Raw genomic sequence first — 20,265 nt, forward strand, 5'->3', positions numbered from 1 at the left:
CGTCGTCATACTCGGCCTAGCGTAGATCTAACTTGAATCTGACGTCAACATTTACTCCGAGGCGGCCGGCACAGCGACGCACTTCCACAGGCGCAGGCAGTTCCGCAGTGCACACGATTCCCACGCGTAACCCACAGGCCTGCGCACACGCGCACACTGTAAGCGTGCATACCGGTGCGTGCCCGTCCACAGCCAGTGGTAGGGCAGACGCAGAAGGAGTTCACGATGAATCTGAAGAAGACTGCGACGGGAGCCGTGATCGCCGTCGCGCTGGGCTTCGGCACACTGGGACTCGGCGCACAGACGGCAAATGCCGATCCAGGGCCATCGCCGATTCCCGGTAGTTCGGTACCCGATGTGGTTCCACCGCCCGGACAGCTGGGTCAGCTGCCGTTCTTCCCACCGCCGGGGCAGTTGGGACAGCTGCCGTTCGTGCCACCGCCCGGACACTGGGACAAGCCGTGGAAGTGGCTTACCGGTGAGTCATGGGGCAGCTATCCGCCACCGGCCGCGGCCTGGATCGGCGCCATGTCGAAGTAGTCACGCCACGTGGTGATCTTGCCGTCGGTGATCTCGAAGACTCCGACGACGGGCAGTTCGACGACGGTGCCGTTCAGCGTGAACACGTCGATCCGCTCGTTCATCACCACCCCGCTCGATTCCTCGGCGTTGGGGCTCTGGCCGCCGTCGGTGACCTGCCGGTGCACACGGAAGTCGATGCCGCCGAACGCCGCGATGAAGCCGGCGATGAACTCGCGGATCGCGTCACGGCCAGTGACGGGTTCCATCGGAATATTGTGATAGACGGCGTCTTCCGCGAAGTACTCGGCGATCTTCGCCGGATCGGGCTCGATCCACTCGGCACAGAATTGCGTGACCAGCTGGTCCGGGGTCATCGGTTTTCCCTCTCGATCGCGAACGGTTCGATGATGGCCATGACGGACTGGATCGCCCCGGCCGGGATGTCGAAATGCTCCGTGATCCGCACCGACGTGACCTCGGTGGGGGTGGCCCCGAGGTCGAGTACGAACCGGGCCACCACGTTGTCGCCCCATTCGTGGAAGGAGAGATCGCGCACGGCCTGGATCGCCTGGTACTGCAGCCCGTTCTCGAGTTCGTCCCGGATGAACGCACCCGATTCGCCCGTGTGCTGCCCGTTCTCCACCCGCCACGCGTTGTCCGCGAGACGCACCTTGGTGGCGTCGTGACTGACGAGGGCGTCGATGTAGGCCCTGGCCATCGCGACGCGTCCGCTGTCGGCCGTGTCGGTGGCGTGTTTCGCGATCGCCGCGAGCAGGGGCTCGGCCAGTTCCGGCCGGCAGATCAGCAGGTCGGGGAGGTAGGGGTGGGATTCGTTGTAGTCCAACGGGGTTCCGTCGATGCGCGAGCAGTGCAGGCCCGCGGCCACAGCGACGCCGACAGGGGCCGCCGAGTCCCATTCCCACTGCCCGCCCGCGTGGACGTAGGCGTCGACGTCTCCGCGGAGCACCGCCATCGCCTTCGCGCCCGCCGAACCCATGGTGGTGACCTCGGCACCGATCTCAGTCGCGACGGCGTCGACGAAGACCGGCGGCCGGCTGGCGCTCACGACGATCCGCGGGCGCGCCGGCAACTGCTCGGCGTGCACCACATGACTGTCGTCGTCGCTGGCGTACACGGCGCCCAGCGCCGGTTGCGCGACCGCGGCCGCGGTGATGCCGCGGCCGCGTTCCCACAGCGCGACGTGCACGGCCCAGTCCGAGTGCCCGGGCAGTCCGTACTCCTTGGAACCGTCGAGCGGGTCGATGATCCACACCCGGGACCGATCCAGCCTCGACCGGTCGTCCGCCGACTCCTCGGAGAGAATCGCGTCTTCGGGTCGCTCCGCGGCAAGTTTGCCGAGGATGAACGCGTCGGCGGCGACGTCGCCGCGCCTGCCGAGTTCACGACCGTCGGCCGATCCCAGTCCCGCGGTGCGGATGTCCAGCAGCAGGGCACCGGCACCGGAGGCGATGTCGGCCGCGAGTCGTGCGTCAGTGATCACGTGTCAACAATTCCATAATTCTCGCGGCTTGTTCGGTCGGCGTGCCGTCCTCGGGCCGGAGCACGAGTTCGGGGTTCTCGGGGACCTCGTACGGGTCGTCGACCCCGGTGAATCCCGTGATCTCTCCGGCGCGGGCCTTCGCGTACATCCCCTTGGGATCGCGCGCCTCGCACTGCTCCACCGGGGTGTCGACGAACACCTCGACGAAGTCGAGCCCGGCAGCCCGGTGCTGTTCCCGGACGCGGTCCCGGTCGGCGCGATACGGACTGATCAGCGACGCGATCGCGACCACCCCGGAGTCGGCGAGCAGCTGAGCCACGGCGCCGACGCGGCGCACGTTCTCGGCGCGGTCCTGCGCACTGAACCCGAGGTCGGCGTTGAGACCGTGCCGCAGGTTGTCGCCGTCCAGCCGGTAAGCGGGCACCCCGGACGCGACCAGGCGTCGCTCGAGTTCCACCGCGACCGTCGACTTTCCCGACGCCGACAGTCCCGTCAGCCACACGGTGCGGCCCCGCGTCGCCCGCTCCTCCCGGGAGACGGCCGAGGCGTGCCACACCACCTTCGACCGCGAGAGCGTCGGCCCGGTGATCATGCCCGCGGCGACCGTGTTGTGGGTGGACTCGTCGACAAGGATGAAACTGCCCGTCACGTGGTTGCGGCGGTACGGGTCGAACATGAGCGGCTGCGACGTCCGCAGCTGGACACGGCCGATCTCGTTGAGCGACAGCGCCTGTGCAGACTCGTCGCGGTGCAACGTATTCACGTCCAGCCGGTAGTCGAGCCTCACGACCGACGCCTTGGTGGCGCGGGTGGTGTGCAGCAGCGTGTAGCGGGCATCCGGCGTCAGCGTGGACTGTTCGCTGAACCAGCAGACCATCGCGTCGAGTTCCTGCCCGAGAAGGGGACGGTTGTTGGGACGGCACAGCACGTCCCCGCGGCTCACGTCCAATTGGTCGGCGAGTTGCACGCACACCGCCGACGGTGCGAACGCCTCGTCGAGACGGGTTCCGCCGGGGCCCCAGATGGCGGTGACGGTGGAGGTGAATCCCGACGGCAGCGCCACCACCACGTCGCCCGGCTTGAACACCCCACTGGCGACCGTCCCCGCGTAGCCACGGAAATCGTGCAACGCGGAATCGGTCTGGCGCTGCGGACGAACCACGTACTGCACGGGGAACCGTGCGTCGATCAGGTTGCGGTCGGACGCCACGTGCACGTGCTCGAGGTAGTGCAACAGCGACGCCCCCTCGTACCAGGGCATGTTGGCGGTGCGTTGCGCGATGTTGTCGCCGCGCAGTGCCGACACCGGGATGAACGTGAGGTCGTGGACCTCGAGTTTGATCGCGAACTGCCGGAACTCCTCCTTGATCTCCTCGAACCGTTCCTCGGACCACCCGACGAGGTCCATCTTGTTGACGCACAGCACGAGGTGCGGAATTCCGAGGAGGCTGGCGATGAAGGCGTGACGACGTGTCTGCTCCAGGATTCCTTTGCGGGCGTCGACGAGGATCAGGGCCAGGTCGGCGGTCGACGCCCCGGTCACCATGTTCCGCGTGTACTGCTCGTGCCCCGGGGTGTCCGCGATGATGAACTTGCGGTGCGGTGTGGCGAAGTAGCGGTGCGCGACGTCGATGGTGATGCCCTGCTCCCGTTCGGCGCGCAGGCCGTCGGTGAGCAGTGCGAGGTTCGCGTGTTCGTCGCCCCGTTCGCGGCTGGTGCGTTCGACCGCCTCGAGCTGGTCTTCGAAGATCGCCTTGGAGTCGTACAGCAGCCTGCCGATGAGGGTGGACTTGCCGTCGTCCACGCTGCCCGCGGTCGCGACCCGGAGTAACTGCGGCATCAGAAGTACCCTTCCTTCTTGCGGTCTTCCATGCCTGCCTCGGAGATCCGGTCGTCTGCCCGGGTCGCCCCGCGCTCGGTCAGCCTGCTCGCGGCGACCTCCGTGACGACAGCCTCGGGACTGGTCGCGGACGATTCGACGCACCCCGTGCACGTGGCGTCGCCGACGGTCCGGAATCGGACGAGGGCCTCGTACGGCTCGTCTCCGGGGAGAAGGTTCAGGAACCGGGTGTGCGCCAACAGCATTCCGTCGCGCGGCACGACCGTCCTGCGGTGCGCGTAGTACAGCGGCGGCAGTGCGATCTTCTCCTCGCTGATGTACTGCCAGATGTCGAGTTCGGTCCAGTTGGACAGCGGGAACACCCGGATGTGCTCGCCCTTGCGGTGCCGGCCGTTGTACAGGCTCCACAACTCCGGACGCTGTGCCCGAGGATCCCACTGCCCGAATTCGTCGCGGAAGCTGAACACCCGTTCCTTCGCGCGGGCCTTCTCCTCGTCGCGGCGGGCACCGCCGAAGATGGCGTCGAACCCGTTCTCACGGATGCCGCGCAGCAGCGCCGTGGTCTGGAGCCGGTTGCGGCTGGCCCGCGGACCCGACTCCTCGCTGACACGGCCGGCGTCGATGTCGTCCTGCACGCTCGACACCACCATCCGCAGGCCCAGGCGCTCGACGGTCCGGTCGCGGAACTCGATGACCTCGTCGAAGTTGTGGCCGGTGTCGACGTGCATGACGGCGAACGGGAGTGGCGCCGGCCAGAACGCCTTGGCGGCCACGTGGAGCATCACCACCGAGTCCTTGCCGCCGGAGAACAGCAGCACCGGACGCTCGAACGTCGCGGCCACTTCTCGGAAGATGTGCACGGCTTCGGCTTCGAGCGCGCCGAGGTGGGACAACTCGTACACGGGCGGTGCGGTCATGGGCGACTCCTCGTCGCGAGTGCCTTACCGGTCACTGGTTCATATTTGGACCAGCCCGGTCGAAAACAATGCACCTCCGAGAATAGAACGTGTTTCAGATTGTGGTCAATGCCCGCTCGTCACCGGGGACGGCGGCCACCCACCTCCGTCGTGATCGCGTCCGCCGCAGCCGCAAGAGCCTTGCCCCGCCGCGCGATCTCCGACGGCGCGAGTTCGGCACCGACGTAGAGCGTGAGGACCATGGCCTGGTGACCCTCGGCGTCGTACGTCGGCGCCGCGATGAGGCTGACCGGGTGCGGCGAAGCGGGGTCCGCGCGTTCGGCATCGAGGTATACCCGCTCCCCCAGGCTGGACACCATCTCGCCGAGCACGTCGCGCAACTCCGGCGGCAGATCGTGCGCGGCGACGCCCGCCATGAGCGTGTGCAGTCGCTGCCCGACCGGCGTGAGGGTCTCGACGAGGTACCCGGTGCGGGAGCACTCCTCGACCACCGTGCGCAGCCGGTCCCGGTCGAGGCGCACCGGCAGCGTCGGCTTCCGGCGCAGCCACGACTGCAGCGCGTCGTCGCCGTCCCACAGCACGTACATCAGCCCGACGGGCGGCGCGAACGGGTACATCTCCCCCACCTTGGCCGCCGCCCGGACGCCCGGCGGGCTGGTCAGCTCGAGGACGGCGATGCGGTCGCCGACCACCGCCGACGCCGTGCACGTGGTCCGGAACTCGTCACTGAGGACGGCGAGATGCCTGCGCGCCACCGGCCCGGCCGCGAACCCCTGCTGGGCCGCGCGGCCCGCCGCGATGAGGGCCGGACCGAGGCCGTACGTCTTCGTCGCCGGATCCCGGACGAGATAGCCGCCACGGGCCAGTTCGGTGAGGATTCCCAGGCACGTCGGCTTGCTGATGTCGAGCTGCCGGGCCAATTCCGACAGCCCGAAGCGGTGCTCCTTGCGCGCCACCAGGAAGTCGAGCACCTGCACCACCCGCTCGGTGGGCGGCGACCGCCGGCCCTGCGCCCGGTCCGGCGTCTCGTCCTCGAGCCCCATTGACCACTCCTTAGAACACGTTCTATTGTCGGTTCATCAACGTTCTACCACGCAGGTACATATTTGTACCACCCTTTCGTGAGGAGCTACGGTGTGCTGACCGACCCATTCGCCGACGCCATGGCCGAGGCCGAGAAACTGATCGAGAGCGCCCCCCACATCCGCACCGAACAGGATCTACTGGAGGGCTACCAGTACCTCGCCGGCGGAATCCTCGCCACGACGCACGCCGCCTGGGCCACCGAACGGTCACACCCGACGTTCATCTCCGGCACCGGCCCGTACATGAAGATGGGCCTGGACAACCCGGACACCCTCTACTTCGGTGCGCGGATCGACGACGACGTCGAATACGTGGTCACCGGGCGACGAGGCACCACCGCCGACCTGAGCTTCCAGGTGCTGAACGGAAACTACACGGCCGCACACGTTCCCGGCAGCGTCACGGCCTTCGACGACCGGGAGATCGACATCGCACCCGACGGTTCGTTCGAGGTGCGGTTCGGACCCGGCGACAGCGCGGGCAGGCGCAACTACTTCACCCTCGCACCGGATTCGTCGCAACTGGTGGTCCGGGAGGTGTACAGCGATTGGCATCAGCGGCGGGGCACCATTCGCATCGCCAGGGCGGACACGGTCGGTACCGCCCCGGGCCCGCTCACCCGCGAGGCCGTCGAGAAGCGGTACGCCCGGGCGGGCAAGGCTCTCGTCTCGCGGGTCAAGACCTGGCTGCAGTTTCCGGAGTGGTTCTACCTGAACCTGCCGGTGAACACGATGACCGAACCGCGGCTCACACCGGGCGGCCTCGCCACCCAGTACTCGTCCGTCGGGCACTACGAACTCGCCGAGGACGAGGCCATCGTCATCACCGTTCCGAAAGCCGACGTGCCCTACCAGGGATTTCAACTCGGCAGCATGTGGTACATCTCCCTCGACTACGTCAACCACCAGACGTCGCTGAACGTCGCGCAGTCGCAGGTGGATCCCGACGACCGCATCCGACTCGTCGTCAGCGAGCGCAATCCCGGCGTTGCCAATTGGATCGCCACCGTCGGGCACCTCCGCGGCTACCTGCAGTTCCGCTGGCAGCGCGTCTCCCGCGAACTCACCCCGGACGACGGTCCCCGGATCGAGGTCGTGAAGTTCGACGACGTCCATCGACAACTGCCCTACTACGACTCCAACAAGATCTCGCCCGAGGACTTCGCCGCACGCATCGCCGCACGCCAGGCCGCGGTGGCCGACCGGATGCTGGGGTGATCGCCGTGAGCACTCCACAGCTGTTGCAGGACAAGGTGGTCGTCATCTCCGGCGTCGGACCGGCCCTGGGGCGCACGCTCGCCGTCCGCTGCGCCGACGCCGGCGCCGACGTGGTGCTGGCCGCCCGCACCGCGTCGCGCCTCGACGAGGTGGCCAAGGAGATCATCGCCGCCGGCCGGCGCGCGGTGACCGTCCCGACCGACATCACCGACCAGGCCTCGGCCGAGAACCTGGTGTCCGCGGCCGTCGACGCGTACGGCAAGGTCGACGTGCTGATCAACAACGCGTTCTCGGTTCCGTCGATGAAACCGCTGGCCCGCACCGAGTTCGACCACATCCGCAGCAGTTTCGAGCTGACCGTGCTCGGCGCGCTGCGCCTGACCCAGCTGTTCACGCCCGCACTCGCCGAGGTGAACGGCGCGGTGGTGAACATCAACTCGATGGTGCTCCGGCACTCCCAGGAACGGTACGGCAGCTACAAGATGGCCAAGTCCGCGCTGCTCGCGACGTCGCAGTCGCTCGCCACGGAATTGGGACCGCAGGGAATCCGCGTCAATTCGGTTGCTCCCGGCTATATCTGGGGTGACACGTTGAAGCAGTATTTCACACACCAGGCCGAGAAGTACGGGACGACAGTCGAGCAGATCTACGAACACACCGCCGCGAACACGGATCTGAAGCGTCTCCCGACGACCGCGGAGGTCGCCGATGCCGTGATCTTCCTGGCCTCACCGTGGGCGAGCGCCGTGACCGGGCAGTGCCTCGACGTCAACTGCGGCGAATTCCACCACTAGCGAACAGAACCGGAGCATCATGAGCGAGCGCACCACGGTCGGCACGGTCGAGGACCTGCACGCCTCGGCCACCCGGCTGACCGGTCTCACCGACTTCGGTGTGGACGACTACACCGAGGCCCTCGGCGTCCTGCTGGACTCCTACCACACCGACGAGCAGCTGACCCCACTCGGCAGCAAGGTGTCCCGGGTGTTCCTCCGCGGCGCCCTGGTGGCCCGGCTGCTGAGCGAGGCGGCGTGGCAACAGAACCCCGAGCACGCGGACGTGCGGATCGAGCGGCCCATCTTCGTCACCGGACTCCCCCGCACGGGGACGACGGCACTGCACCGGCTGCTCACCGCGGACCCGTCGCATCAGGGCCTGGAGATGTGGCTGACCGAGATGCCGCAACCGCGGCCGCCGCGCGACACCTGGGAATCGAATCCCGTGTTCCAGAAGATCGAGGAGGGCTTCAGCCGCCACCACATCGAACGCCCCGAATTCATGGGCGTGCACTACATGTCGGCGAGCGAGGTCGAGGAGTGCTGGCAACTGCTGCGGCAGACGTTCAAGTCCATCTCCTACGAATGCCTGGCGTCACTCCCGACGTACTCCCACTGGCTCGAAGGCCAGGATTGGACCAACGCGTATCAGCGGCACAAGAAGAACCTGCAGCTGATCGGGCTTCCTGACCGGGACCGCCGCTGGGTGCTCAAGAACCCCAGCCACCTGTTCGCGCTCGACGAACTCCTCGCGGTCTATCCGGACGCGCTGATCGTCCAGACCCACCGGCCGCCGCGCACGATCGTCCCGTCGGTGTGCAGCCTGGCGGAACAGGCGACGGACGGATGGTCCGAGAAGTTCCGCGGCAGCGTCATCGGCGAGAGCCAGCTCGAGTTGTGGGCCAGGGGGCTGGAGCAGTTCACCGCGGCCCGCACGCGGCACGACCCAGCGCAGTTCATCGACGTCGACTACCGGGATTTCGTGGCCGATCCGCTCGGCACCGTCGAGGGGGTGTACACGTACTTCGGACTCGATCTCGGCGGGCCCGCCCGGGCGGCGATGGAGGCGATGCACGCCGAGAGCCGCAGCGGTGACCGCCGACCCTCGCACAAGTACACGCTCGAAGAGTTCGGTCTGACCGCCGAACAGGTCGACGAGAGATTCGCCGACTACCAGTTCAGCGCGTCCAGCTGACCGGGATAGTCGAGAATCGACGACGCCGCCCGCGCCGCGATCAGCGGCCTGGGCGACAGCGGAAGATGGACGACCGGGGGCAGCGGCTCGGGCTCGGGTCGGGGATTCGGTTCCGGCTCGGGTTCCGGTTCCGGTTCCGACCACGTCGTACCGCTGTCGAGATCGAGAGCGTCGAGCAGCGGTATCAACTCGGCGGCGATCCGGTCTCCCACCTCGGTGAATGCCGACTCGGCCAGCCCCACCGGGTCGCTGATGTTCGGCTCGTCGACCGTCCCGTAGTCGCGGCGGGCGACCGCGAGTTCGGCGACGGTGCGGGCGCCGGTGTCGGTCGCGATCCGGCGGGCCTCCCGAAGCGTGAACGTGCAGTGGCTCGTCCCGAGAAGCAGTTCCATCGAACGGTCCCGGATCTGCTCGGTCATGGCGAGAACGAGGTCGGCGCGTTTGATCATCTCGGGCCGCAGGCGGCGCGCCCGGAAACCGTCGACGCTCGCACCGAGGCCCTCGATGACCCGGGCGGCGACGGGTTCGATCGGAAAGCCCACGAGGGCGCGGACACCGGCGCTCTCCGCGGTGAGGTGCGGCAGATCGTGGGCGAGCGCGTACGCGTGTGTCAGCCGCTCTGCGATCGGCGAGCGGCAGACGTTCCCGCTACAGACGAACAGAACGTGCATGAGGGAACCCTAACCAGCGACTTCGTCCACACGCGAGTCCGATTCCACTGGCCGAGCGGTCTGTTCTCACAGTTCATCGCTCGGTGGCGGGTCGTTCATCTTCCCGTTTCCTTACGGTCACCTCGAATCACGAGGGCACGGTTGCCCATCGTCTGCCCTCAGCAGACATTTGCCGGTCCCGCGCCGGCGCGGCGGTAGGACTGGAGGCATGACCACAGCCGCACTACCCGACCTGAACTACCGCGACCTGTTGGCGGACAGACTGTTTCGCCAGCGCACGATCCTCCTCACCGGTGAGGTGGACGACGCCATGGCCGAGCGCGCCTGCTCCGAACTGGTGCTCCTCGCCGCCGCCGACCCCAAACGCGACATCGTGCTGTACATCAATTCGCCGGGGGGATCCGTCTTCGCAGGCCTGGCCATCTACGACACGATGAAACTCGTCCCCAACGACGTAGTGACCGTGGCCATGGGTTTCGCCGCCAGCATGGGCCAGGTCCTGCTGTGCTCGGGAACCCACGGCAAGCGGATCAGCCTGGCGCACAGCCGCATCATGATGCACCAACCGTCCGCGGGCATCGGCGGCACGGCCGTCGACATCGCCATCCAGGCCGAGAGCCTCGAACGGATGAAGCGACAGTCGCAGGAGATCCTGGCCGCGGAGACGGGGCATCCGGTCGAACAGATCGCGGAGGACAGCGACCGGGATCGGTGGTTCACCGCGGACGAGGCCCGTGACTACGGGATCGTCGATCGCGTCGTGTCCTCGTTCGCCGAGATCGCCCCACACACCACCGCTCCGAGAATTGGACTGTGACGCCATGTCTTCGTACACCATTCCCCACGTCATCGAACGCACCCCGGCCGGCGAGCGGTCGTTCGACATCTTCAGCCGCCTGCTGAACGAGCGGATCGTCTTCCTGGGCACGGAAATCGACGACGGAGTCGCCAATGTCGTGATGGCACAACTGCTCCACCTGCAGGCGGACAGCTCTGACCAGGAGATCGGTCTGTACATCAATTCGCCCGGCGGCTCCACCACCGCGATGCTCGCCATCTACGACACGATGCAGTTCCTCCGCCCGACCATCGCCACCTACTGCATGGGGCAGGCCGCCTCCGCCGCTGCGGTGCTCCTTGCGGCGGGAACCGAGGGACACCGGCACGTCCTGGCGCATTCCCGGGTGCTGCTGCACCAGCCGTCCACGCAGGGCAACGGCACGATCTCCGACCTGGCGCTGCAGGCCGCCGAGATCATGCGGGTCCGTTCGCAGACCGAGTCGATTCTGAGCAAACACACCGGGCAGACCGTCGAACGTCTGCGCCGGGACACCGACCGGGACCGGATCTTCACGGCCCAGGAGGCCATCGATTACGGGCTGGCCGACACGGTCGTCGTGGACTGACCGACGGCGTCAGGCGGCGAGCAGGGTGGGCACCTGCCGGTTCACGGTCCGGGTCACCGACGTGCGGTTCGCCGCACCGAGCCGGCGCCCGGACCGGAACAGCAGGTGTTCCACCGACATACCGAGTGCACCGCACACCGCGCGCAGCATCTCCGAGGACGGCTCCTTCTTGCCGCGCTCGATCTCGGAGAGGTACTGCTTCGACATGCCGACGGCGGCTGCGACGTCCTCGAGACTCCGGTCCTGGTCCCGTCGCGCCTCGCGGAGCACCCGTCCGTAGAGCTCGCGCACGAGCGGCTCCTCCCCCGAGCCGTCGGGGGCGGCCGTGACCAGCGTCAGTCTGCGTGGCGCGTCCATACCTCCGGAGTCTTCCAGACGACGCACCCTGACGCCGCGGCGTTCACCGACAGCGGACAGCCGATCAGTACCGGCCGATGGCGAGCGCGACGTTGTGCCCGCCGAAACCGATCGAATTGCTCAGCGCGTAGTCGATGCGCTGACGGCGCGGCGATCCGGCGACGACATCCAGGTCGACGTCGGGGTCCTGGTTGTCGAGGTTGAGGGTCGGTGGAACGATCTGTTCCCGCACCGTCAGGACGGTGAGGATCGCCTCGAGGGCTCCGACCGCGCCGATGGAGTGCCCGAGCGCCGATTTCGGGGCATACACCGACGCCTGTCCGGCGACGGCGGCGATCGCGGCGGCCTCGGACACGTCGCCGACGGACGTCGAGGTGGCGTGGGCGTTGACGTGGTCGACGTCCGCACCGCGCAGACCGGCGGTGGTGAGCGCCTTCCGCATGGCGCGCGCAATTCCGGCGCCCTGCGGGTCGGGGGCGACGATGTGGTAAGCATCGGAGGTGATTCCGGCGCCCAGGATTCTGCCGTGAATCTCCGCGCCGCGAGACCGGGCGTGCTCCTCGGATTCGAGCACGAGCACCGCGCCGGCCTCACCGAACACGAAGCCGTCCCGGTCGCGGTCGAACGGCCGCGACGCACGCCCGGGATCGTGGTTGCGGGTACTCATCGCACGCATCATCGCGAAACTCGCGATGGGCACCGCATCGATCTGCCCCTCGACCCCGCCGGCCATCACCACGTCCGCCTCGCCGGTGGCGATCAACCGCCAGGCGTGCGCGATGGCCTCGGAACCGGACGAACACGCGGACACGGGCGCGAACACACCCGCCTTCGCCCCGATCTCGAGGCCGACAGTGGCGGCGGGACCGTTTGGCATGACCATGGGCACGGACATCGGCGAGACCGTGCGGTACCCGTTCGCGCGCATCGCGTCGACGGCCCCGACGAGTGCGTCCCCGCCGCCGAGTCCGGTGCCGATCGCGACGGCGAGCCGCTCACCGTCGACCGAGGGTGAGCCCGCGTTCGCCCAGGCCCGCCGACCGAGGACCAGGGCGCTCTGCTCGACGAAGGACAGCCGGCGCTGCTCTACCCGCGTCAGGTGCTCGGCCGGGTGCGCCGTGAGCTTGCCGCCGATCCGGACGGGAAGGTCGTACTCGTCGACGAACGACTCCTCGAGCACACTGATGCCGGTCCGGTTGCGCAACAGCCCTTCCCAGGTGCCGTCGACGTCGTCGGCGATCGAGGTGGTGGCGGCGAACGCCGTGACCACCACCGGACGTGCGGCGCTCCGAATTTCTGAAGCAGTCGTTACAGTCATGTTCCCATGAATACCTGTAGCGTCCGTTACAGTCAAACGCATGGCCCGCCCCCTCGACCATGGCAAGCGCACACAACTACTCGCCGACGTCGTCGGCTACATCGCCGAACACGGACTCGCGGACCTGTCGCTCCGGCCACTCGCCGCGGAGCTGGGCACGAGCTCACGCATGCTCATCTACTACTTCGGCACCAAGGAGGAACTGCTGGTCCAGGCGCTGGCGACGCAGCATCCCGGCTTCTCGTCGCTGTTCTCCGGAGTCTCGGACCGGGACGGGCTGCGTGCCGGCCTCGAGGAGCTGTGGACGTCGACCACACGAGGCGAGTCCTCGGTCAGCACGAAGATCCTGTTGCAGGTGATGGGGGTGGCGAGCGTGCAGCGGGGCCCATTTGCCGACTTCGCCACCTCGGCCATTCACACGCTGATCGATGCCGTCGCCGACGCAATGGTCCGATGCGGGATCTCCACTCGGGATTCTCGCGACAGTGCGACCGTCGCGGTGTCCGGACTACGGGGAATCCTCCTCGACCGCTTGGTCACCGGCGACGCGGCGCGGACCGATCGATCGGCGTCACGACTGATCGAGCAGGTGGTTGCCGAGTAGTTCGTCGACACGTTCGGCGGCCTCGTCCGGGATCCAGTGGCTCACGCCGCGGAGCACCTCGTATGTGTACGGGGCGTCGACGAATCGGGAGGTCAGCTCCGGGCCGACCGGACCGATCGCCGTGTCGCCGTCGCTCCAGACGAACAGCGTCGGCACCCGGACCTTCCGGGACGCCGATCGGGGCGAGGTGAACGGCATCGCGCGATACCAGTTCAGGGCGCCCCGGGCCCGCGTCCGGTCGCGCATGGGCCCGAGGTCGCGCTTCGCGTCGTCCGGCGACTGGCCGCTGGCGACCAGGGCCCGGTAGCCGAAGCCGTCCGGGGTGAGCACCCGCTCTGGAATCCAGGGCAGCTGGAACGCGAACATGTACCAGGACTTCAGGATCTGTCGGCTGGTGAGCATCGCCCGCACGAACGCCGCCGGGTGCGGCACCGACAGCGCCGTGAGCGTGCGGACCCGATCGGGACGTTCGGCGGCGACGCCCCACGCCACCGCCGCGCCCCAATCGTGTCCGACCACGTGCGCCGGGCCGAGTCCCGCCCGGTCGATGAGAGCGATGACGTCCGCGATCAGTTCCGCGCTGCGGTACGCCCGGCGGGCGCGGGGCCTGGCACCGGGCGAATAGCCGCGCTGGTCCGGGGCGAGGGTGCGGAACCCGCGCCGGTGCAGCAGCGCCGCCAGCGCGTCCCACGACCGGGAGTCCTGCGGAAACCCGTGCAAGAGCACCACCGGCGTGCCGTCGATCGGGCCCTCGTCGCGGACGTCGAACACCAGTCCGTCGCGGGTGAACGTGCCGATCCGCTCCGTGCGACTCATCCGACGATCGTCTCACGCTCGCTGCGGTCTGCGGTCGACTCTCCGGCGCGGAGGAAGCGACCCGTCTTTGTCACCCCGAATCCACCGGTGAATTCGCCGTCGCGGTAGACGAGCCTGCCGTTGATCACGGTGGCGACCGCGGCGCCGTCGCTGCGGTTCACCATCCGCCGCAACCCGCCGTATTCGGGGACCTCCGCCTCGAACAACCCGTCCACCGTGGCGTCGAGACCCGCCGGGTCGACGACGACCAGATCGGCGCGGTCACCTTCACGGAGGTGGCCGGCGTCGATGCCGTACCAGTCGGCGAGCTCGCCCGTCAGCCGGTGAACGGCCCGCTCGACGGTCAGGAACGGCTTTCGGTCGGACTGCGCGTCCTTGACCTTCTTCAGCAGCCGGATCGGGTAGTTGTAGAACGCCATATTGCGCAGGTGGGCACCGGCGTCGCCGAATCCCATCTGCACCCCGGAACTGGCCGCGAGCTTCTTCGCGAACTTGGGGCGATGGCCCGCGATGGTGGTCCGCCACCGCAGATCGGTCCCGTACTCGACGACGAGATCGAGGTACGCGTCGACCGGGTGCACACCACGGAGGTCGCCCACGGCGCCGAACGTCTTGCCGATCAGCGTCTCGTCGGGGCACCCGACGATCACCGCGTCGTAGAAGTTGCGGTGCCAGATGCGGGGGCTGAACTTGTTGTCGTAGTCCTTGCGGAACCGGCGTCGATAGGACTCGTCCTGTAGCAGGGCGTTTCGCTCCACCTGGTCCTTCAGGTGCAGTGCCGCCGCGCCGGCGCCGAATTCCTCGAACACCACGAGGTCGATCCCGTCCGCGTAGACGGTGAACGGCACCGGCAGGTGCTGCCATTTGAAATCGGTCTTCGCGAAGCGGTTCAGCAGCGGCGCCGCGGCGAGCATGAAGTAGACGATCGGCGGATACGCCTTCGAGTCCGCGGCCGACAGCAGCGACGTCTTGAGGGGTTTGCGCCGCCCGAAGCCCGAACTCTCCGCGAAGAATCCGGCGATGTTCGGGTGCAGGTTGATCGTGGGCGCGCTCTGCAGGATCTTGCCGCGCTCGCGCAGGATGCGATTGAGGAAGCGGAACTCCTTCCACCGCGCGTACGTGGACGGCAGTGAGCGGGAACGGTATTCGTCGCCGTCGATCTTGTCGAGCGCGTTCGTCATCGAGGAGAGCCCGAGGAAGCCCACGTCGATGGCGTCGGTGAGCATCGCACCCATCTGCCCGAGTTCGCGAGCGGTCGGCTCGATCCGCCTGTCGGTGGCCCGGCCGAGACCGAGGACGTGGGTGCGGATGTCGGAGTGCCCGATGAACCCGGCAATGTTGGGGCCGAGCGGCAGCGACTCGAGGGCCTCGACGTATTCCGCCGGGCTCTGCCAGATCTTGTTCTCCTCCAGGATCCCGAGCACGGAGTCGTGCGGCACGGCCTCGACCCTGCTGAACAGGTCGGCGCATTCACGCGGCGTCGAATACACGGTGGACAGCGAGCAGTTTCCGACGACTACGGTGGTCACACCGTGTCGCACCGACTCCGGCAGGCCGGGGCTGACGAGCACCTCCGCGTCGTAATGGGTGTGCACGTCGACGAATCCGGGGAGCACCCACTTGCCTGCGGCATCGATGACCTCGGTGTCCGGTCCGACGGGCAGCGGGCGAGTCGACGCCCGGACGAGAACCCCGTCGCGGATGCCGAGATTGCGGCGCAGCGGCGCGGATCCGGTTCCGTCGAACCACAGGCCACCGTTTATGACCACATCGAAATCCGGCATTGTTGCCCTCCTCACACTCAGTATGTGTTACCCGAGGTTACGTATGTGGTTGAGTAAAAGTCAATGGACGGTTCGAGCGTTGCTCAATAGAGTGCAGGGGTGGCCGCCGCACCCCGCTCTCCCGAAGATCGGCGCGCGCAGATCCTCGACGTCGCCGTCCGGCTCCTCGAGACGGTGCCGTTCGACGACCTGTCGATCGACCAGGTGGCGGCCGAGGCAGGCGTCTCCGCACCGCTGCTGTTCCACTACTTCAAGAACAAGCAGGGTTTTCGCAACGCCGTCCTCGAAGCGTCGGCGTCCGAACTGCAGCGGCGGATGACCCCCGACGCGACGCTCCCGGTGTACTGGCAGCTCCGGGCGGGCGTCGAAACGTTCGCGGAAGCGGTGATCGAGCACCCCACCATCTACCTCGCGGTCATGCGGATGGCCGGCAGCGGCGACGAGCGGATGCGGCAGATCTACCGCGGCATGCGGCGGACGTTCACCCGATGGACAGTCGTGTCGCTGGCCGAGTTCGGCGTGCCGACGACACCCGCGCTCGAGGCCGCGGTCTCGGGCTGGCAGGCGTTCATGGAGGAGATCGTGCTGTCCTGGCTCGACGAGCCGACCATGGAACGCTCCGAGATGATCGACCTCTGCGAACGCGCCTTCTACCACCTACTTCCCGCAGCAGGCGTCGACGTCGGCGCACTCGACACGACACGCTGAACCGGACCGCGACAGCAGGCCTTGGGTTCACAGGAATCTTCCAGCTCCCTCCCAGCCGGGTGACGCCCCCGCGCGAGAACGTTGTCAGGACAGCGACTCGCGAAGGGACCACCTGATGACTGCCGTTCTCACTCCGCCACGGAGAATCGGACCGCCCGGCCACCGCGCCGAGTCGGAATCGTGGATCCGCCGACACGGTTCCGCGCTCGCCCTCACCGCACTCCTCGCCGCCACCGCGACCCTGTACCTGTGGGATCTCACGTCCAGCGGCTACGCCAACAGTTTCTACGCCGCAGCGGCGCAGGCCGGTTCGCAGAGCTGGAAGGCGTGGTTCTTCGGCTCACTCGACACCTCGAATTTCATCACGGTCGACAAGCCGCCCGCGTCGCTGTGGGTGATGGGACTGTCCGGGCGGATCTTCGGGTTCTCCAGCGCCAGCCTCCTCGTCCCCCAGGCCCTGATGGGGGTCGGTTCGGTCGCCCTCGTCTACGCGGCCGTCACCCGCGTCACGAACAGGGGCGCCGGGTTGATCGCCGGTGCCGTACTGGCCGCAACTCCCTCGGCCGCCTTGATGTTTCGCTTCGACAACCCCGACGCGCTGCTCGTGCTCCTGATGACCGCGGCCGGATACTTCGTGGTCCGGGCGATCGAGACGAAGGCCGGGCGCCGAGCCGCGATGTGGATCGTCCTCACCGGGGTCGCACTCGGCTTCGCATTCCTCACCAAGATGCTGCAGGGCCTGATGGTGCTGCCCGCGTTCGGTCTGGCATATCTGGTTGCCGGGCAAGCCCGGTTGCGGGCGCGTCTGCTGCACCTGGCCGCGGGTGTCGCCGCCGTCGTCGCCGCGGCCGGATGGTGGGTTCTCGCCGTGTGGCTGTGGCCCGCGGATTCTCGCCCCTACATCGGTGGTTCCACCGACAACAGCGTCATGGATCTGGTGCTCGGCTACAACGGACTCGGCCGGATCTTCGGTAACAGCGGTGGTGGCGGCGGAGGAATGGCCGGTGGCAGTGCGGGATCGAGCTTCGGTGGGAGCACCGGGCTGGATCGCCTGTTCGGCAGCGAGATGGGCATCGAGATCTCGTGGCTGATCCCGGCGGCGCTGGTCGCTCTGGTCTTCGGGCTGCTCGCCCGCGGACGCGCTCCGCGCACGGACCGGGTGCGGGCCTCCCTGATCGTGTGGGGCGGATGGTTCCTCGTCACGGGCCTGATCTTCAGCTACATGTCCGGCACCATCCACCCGTACTACACGGTGGCGCTCGCCCCCGCGATCGCCGGGATGATCGGCACCGGCGGGTACGCACTGTGGCAGAAGCGCGGCAGCATTCTCGGACGTTTCGGCCTCGCACTCATGTTGGTGGCCGCAGGCGCGTGGAGCTGGGTTCTGTTGCACCGCAACACCGAGTGGATGCCCGCCCTGAAGTGGGTCCTGCTCGCGGGTACCGTTCTCGGCGCCGCCCTGATCGCGCTCGGCGACGGGAACCGCGTCCGGAAGCTCGCCGCGACGGGGTTGCTGCTGGGCTCGCTCGCCGGAATCGGGGGTTCCGCGTCCTACGCGATCGCCACCGCGGCCACCGCGCACAGCGGATCGATCCCCACGGCCGGGCCCTCCGGGGCTGTCACCGATGCCGGAATGGGCGGCGGTGGCCGGGCACCCGGTGGTGACATGGCCGGCGGCGGGGCGCCGGGCGGCGGCATGCGTGGCGGCCAGGCGCGGGGCGGCGGCATGGGCGGCAACGCGGGTGGGACGAGTTCCGAGCTCACCACCTTGCTCGCCGAGGCAGGCACCACGTGGTCTGCCGCGACCAACGGATCGCAGAGCGCTGCCACCTACGAACTGGCCGCGAACACCGCGGTGATGGCCATCGGCGGGTGGAGTTCCGACCCCACGCCGACACTCGACCAGTTCATCTCCTACGTCGAGAACGGCCAGGTGCACTACTACATCGCCGGTGGTGGTGGGGGTGGTCGCGGCGGCGACAGCACGTCCGGCGCGATCGAGGAGTGGGTAGCCGCCAATTTCACCGCCGTCACCGTGGGCGGCACGACCGTGTACGACCTCTCCACCTACACCGGATAGCAGAGAACCGGCAGGTGCATCACCTGCCGGTTCTCACCCGAGCGAGTGACGGGATTCGAACCCGTGTGAACGGCTTTGCAGGCCGGTACCTCAACCACTCAGTCACACCCGCATCGATGACTACTGTGCCCGGGCGGTACCGAGGGTGCGAGGGTTGCGCTCACGGTGATTCGAAACCGACACGCCGGGGCGGGAACAAACCAGGTGCCCTCGTTGCTGTGTTGCTTCGTGACCGATACCGACGAACGCGCCGCCCCGACCGCCGACCGGACAACAACCCGTCCCAGCCTCCGGGTGATCCTGGTACTCGGCGCGATGGTGGCCCTCGGCCCCTTCACCATCGACATGTATCTGCCTGCGCTACCGGACATCGGAACCGACCTCGGTGCATCCTCGTCCGCTGTCCAGCTGACCATCACCGGAACACTGCTCGGCCTCGCGCTGGGGCAGTTGATCGTCGGGCCGCTGGCGGACAGCCTCGGGCGCAGACGCCCCCTCATCGCCGGTATCGGTGTGCACGTCGCCGCGTCCGTGCTCGCGGTGTTCGCGCCGACCGTCGCCGTGCTGGGCGTGCTCCGTGTCTTCCAGGGCATCGGCGCCGCCGCCGCGGCGGTGGTCGCGCTCGCCGTGGTCCGCGACCTGTTCTCCGGGAACACCGTCGCCGTCGTGATGTCGCGGCTGATGCTCGTCCTCGGCGTCGCACCCGTGCTCGCCCCGAGTATCGGCGGCGCACTTCTCATCGCTCTCGACTGGCGCGGGATCTTCGTCGTCCTCGCCGTGATCGGCACCCTGACGGCGGTGATCGGTGCGTGGGGTCTGACGGAGACGCTGCCGCCCGAACGCCGCCGCAAGAGCAATCTCCTCGCCGTGCTGGGCACCTACCGGGGCCTGCTCGGCGACCGGGCGTTCATGGTGCTCGCCCTCGTGTCGAGCGTGGCGATGGGATCGCTGTTCTCGTACGTCTCCGGTGCATCGTTCGTCTTCCAGGACCAGTACGGCCTGGACGAGCAGCAGTTCGCGCTGCTGTTCAGCTCCGGCGCGATCGCTCTCATCGGGGCCTCGCAACTCAACGTCCGCGCGCTCGCACGCTGGTCACCGCTGCAGATCACGGTGTCGTCCCTCGGCTTCGCGACGGTGGCCGGGCTGGCGCTGATCACCACCGCGCATTTCGAGTTCGGCGGGCTCGTCGGGTTCGTCGTTCCCCTGTGGTTCCTCCTCGGCGGTGTCGGATTCGTCCTGCCCAATGCCCCGGCCCTGGCTCTCGGCAGGCACGGCGAGGCCGCGGGTACGGCGGCCGCGCTGCTCGGCGCCCTGCAGTTCGGTGTCGGCGCCCTGATCGCGCCACTGGTCGGCGTGCTGGGTAACACCGGCGTCGCGCTCGCGGTCACGATGACCGCGTGCACGGGCCTCGGGTTGGTGGCGCTCACGGCCGCAGCGAAGGCGGAAGCCCGCTGACGACACGATCGG

At 68.1% G+C, this 20,265-nt stretch carries 19 protein-coding genes, 1 tRNA gene and 1 pseudogene; 10 read left to right on the forward strand and 11 right to left on the reverse strand.

The window, feature by feature from the left end:
* Positions 1 to 225: 225 nt before the first annotated feature.
* Positions 226 to 540, forward strand: a complete 315-nt coding sequence (locus tag ROP_RS41010) for a hypothetical protein (protein ID WP_231868861.1) — start codon at positions 226 to 228, stop codon at positions 538 to 540.
* Here the strand turns inward: ROP_RS41010 and ROP_RS06045 are convergent.
* The 5 genes from ROP_RS06045 to ROP_RS06065 form a co-directional block, all read right to left on the reverse strand.
* Positions 495 to 896: a nuclear transport factor 2 family protein gene (locus ROP_RS06045; protein ID WP_012688444.1), complete on the reverse strand. Its 402-nt coding sequence runs from the start codon at positions 894 to 896 to the stop codon at positions 495 to 497. The two genes, ROP_RS41010 and ROP_RS06045, sit on opposite strands and share 46 nt — an antisense overlap.
* On the reverse strand, positions 893 to 2,023 hold the full coding sequence (locus ROP_RS06050) for a 3'(2'),5'-bisphosphate nucleotidase CysQ (protein ID WP_012688445.1): 1,131 nt from the start codon (positions 2,021 to 2,023) through the stop codon (positions 893 to 895). The genes ROP_RS06045 and ROP_RS06050 overlap by 4 nt, the downstream gene beginning before the upstream one ends.
* Positions 2,013 to 3,863: an adenylyl-sulfate kinase gene (gene cysC, locus ROP_RS06055; protein WP_012688446.1), complete on the reverse strand. Its 1,851-nt coding sequence runs from the start codon at positions 3,861 to 3,863 to the stop codon at positions 2,013 to 2,015. Before cysC ends, ROP_RS06050 begins: the two co-directional genes overlap by 11 nt.
* A complete protein-coding gene (gene cysD, locus ROP_RS06060) occupies positions 3,863 to 4,780 on the reverse strand; it encodes a sulfate adenylyltransferase subunit CysD (protein ID WP_012688447.1) in 918 nt (305 codons plus the stop codon). Before cysD ends, cysC begins: the two co-directional genes overlap by 1 nt.
* A 119-nt stretch (positions 4,781 to 4,899) precedes the next feature.
* The gene (locus ROP_RS06065) at positions 4,900 to 5,823 is read right to left on the reverse strand and encodes a helix-turn-helix domain-containing protein (protein ID WP_012688448.1); all 924 of its coding nucleotides are present in this window, start codon (positions 5,821 to 5,823) and stop codon (positions 4,900 to 4,902) included.
* A gap of 93 nt (positions 5,824 to 5,916) precedes the next feature.
* Here ROP_RS06065 and ROP_RS06070 point away from each other — a divergent pair, with 93 nt between their 5' ends.
* From ROP_RS06070 to ROP_RS06080, 3 genes are read left to right on the forward strand one after another with little or no spacing between them, the layout of a single operon-like run.
* Positions 5,917 to 7,083 carry a hypothetical protein gene (locus ROP_RS06070; protein ID WP_012688449.1) on the forward strand — a complete coding sequence of 389 codons (1,167 nt, stop codon included), beginning with the start codon at positions 5,917 to 5,919 and terminating at the stop codon, positions 7,081 to 7,083.
* Complete coding sequence (locus ROP_RS06075) at positions 7,080 to 7,877, forward strand: SDR family oxidoreductase (protein WP_043824281.1); 798 nt, start codon at positions 7,080 to 7,082, stop codon at positions 7,875 to 7,877. Before ROP_RS06070 ends, ROP_RS06075 begins: the two co-directional genes overlap by 4 nt.
* Positions 7,878 to 7,896: 19 nt before the next feature.
* Entirely contained in the window at positions 7,897 to 9,054 is a 1,158-nt protein-coding gene (locus ROP_RS06080; RefSeq protein WP_012688451.1) for a sulfotransferase family protein, read from the forward strand.
* Here ROP_RS06080 and ROP_RS06085 read toward each other — a convergent pair.
* Positions 9,038 to 9,725: pseudogene (locus ROP_RS06085) on the reverse strand (low molecular weight phosphatase family protein). The gene ROP_RS06080 and the pseudogene ROP_RS06085 sit on opposite strands and share 17 nt — an antisense overlap.
* Positions 9,726 to 9,933: 208 nt before the next feature.
* Here ROP_RS06085 and ROP_RS06090 point away from each other — a divergent pair.
* Together ROP_RS06090 and ROP_RS06095 are read left to right on the forward strand one after the other, a co-directional pair.
* Positions 9,934 to 10,542 (forward strand): ClpP family protease, encoded by a 609-nt coding sequence (locus tag ROP_RS06090; RefSeq protein ID WP_005568279.1) that lies wholly within the window; start codon positions 9,934 to 9,936, stop codon positions 10,540 to 10,542.
* A gap of 4 nt (positions 10,543 to 10,546) precedes the next feature.
* Positions 10,547 to 11,131 (forward strand): ATP-dependent Clp protease proteolytic subunit, encoded by a 585-nt coding sequence (locus tag ROP_RS06095; RefSeq protein WP_012688453.1) that lies wholly within the window; start codon positions 10,547 to 10,549, stop codon positions 11,129 to 11,131.
* A gap of 9 nt (positions 11,132 to 11,140) precedes the next feature.
* On the opposite strand, the gene ROP_RS06100 is transcribed toward ROP_RS06095, so the two are convergent.
* Both ROP_RS06100 and ROP_RS06105 read right to left on the reverse strand, forming a co-directional pair.
* A complete protein-coding gene (locus tag ROP_RS06100; protein ID WP_012688454.1) occupies positions 11,141 to 11,488 on the reverse strand; it encodes a helix-turn-helix domain-containing protein in 348 nt (115 codons plus the stop codon).
* A gap of 64 nt (positions 11,489 to 11,552) precedes the next feature.
* Positions 11,553 to 12,806, reverse strand: coding sequence for a KasA/KasB family beta-ketoacyl-ACP synthase (locus tag ROP_RS06105; protein WP_012688455.1), 1,254 nt, complete (start codon positions 12,804 to 12,806; stop codon positions 11,553 to 11,555).
* 40 nt (positions 12,807 to 12,846) lie between these two features.
* Between ROP_RS06105 and ROP_RS06110 the strand changes: the two genes are divergently transcribed.
* Entirely contained in the window at positions 12,847 to 13,410 is a 564-nt protein-coding gene (locus tag ROP_RS06110; protein WP_012688456.1) for a TetR/AcrR family transcriptional regulator, read from the forward strand.
* Here the strand turns inward: ROP_RS06110 and ROP_RS06115 are convergent.
* Both ROP_RS06115 and ROP_RS06120 read right to left on the reverse strand, forming a co-directional pair.
* Positions 13,378 to 14,226, reverse strand: a complete 849-nt coding sequence (locus tag ROP_RS06115) for an alpha/beta fold hydrolase (RefSeq protein WP_012688457.1) — start codon at positions 14,224 to 14,226, stop codon at positions 13,378 to 13,380. The genes ROP_RS06110 and ROP_RS06115 overlap by 33 nt on opposite strands.
* Entirely contained in the window at positions 14,223 to 16,010 is a 1,788-nt protein-coding gene (locus ROP_RS06120) for an N-acyl-D-amino-acid deacylase family protein (RefSeq protein ID WP_012688458.1), read from the reverse strand. The genes ROP_RS06115 and ROP_RS06120 overlap by 4 nt, the downstream gene beginning before the upstream one ends.
* 99 nt (positions 16,011 to 16,109) lie before the next feature.
* On the opposite strand from ROP_RS06120, the gene ROP_RS06125 reads away from it, so the two are divergent.
* Both ROP_RS06125 and ROP_RS06130 read left to right on the forward strand, forming a co-directional pair.
* A complete protein-coding gene (locus tag ROP_RS06125) occupies positions 16,110 to 16,718 on the forward strand; it encodes a TetR/AcrR family transcriptional regulator (RefSeq protein ID WP_012688459.1) in 609 nt (202 codons plus the stop codon).
* A 115-nt stretch (positions 16,719 to 16,833) separates the two neighbouring features.
* Positions 16,834 to 18,798 carry a glycosyltransferase family 39 protein gene (locus ROP_RS06130; protein WP_012688460.1) on the forward strand — a complete coding sequence of 655 codons (1,965 nt, stop codon included), beginning with the start codon at positions 16,834 to 16,836 and terminating at the stop codon, positions 18,796 to 18,798.
* Positions 18,799 to 18,838: 40 nt separating this feature from the next.
* Here ROP_RS06130 and ROP_RS06135 read toward each other — a convergent pair.
* Positions 18,839 to 18,910, reverse strand: a tRNA-Cys gene (locus ROP_RS06135).
* A gap of 92 nt (positions 18,911 to 19,002) precedes the next feature.
* Here ROP_RS06135 and ROP_RS06140 point away from each other — a divergent pair.
* On the forward strand, positions 19,003 to 20,253 hold the full coding sequence (locus tag ROP_RS06140; RefSeq protein WP_043824283.1) for a multidrug effflux MFS transporter: 1,251 nt from the start codon (positions 19,003 to 19,005) through the stop codon (positions 20,251 to 20,253).
* The last annotated feature ends 12 nt before the right edge of the window (positions 20,254 to 20,265 follow it).

It is taken from the genome of Rhodococcus opacus B4, assembly GCF_000010805.1.
Classification (GTDB): domain Bacteria; phylum Actinomycetota; class Actinomycetes; order Mycobacteriales; family Mycobacteriaceae; genus Rhodococcus_F; species Rhodococcus_F opacus_C.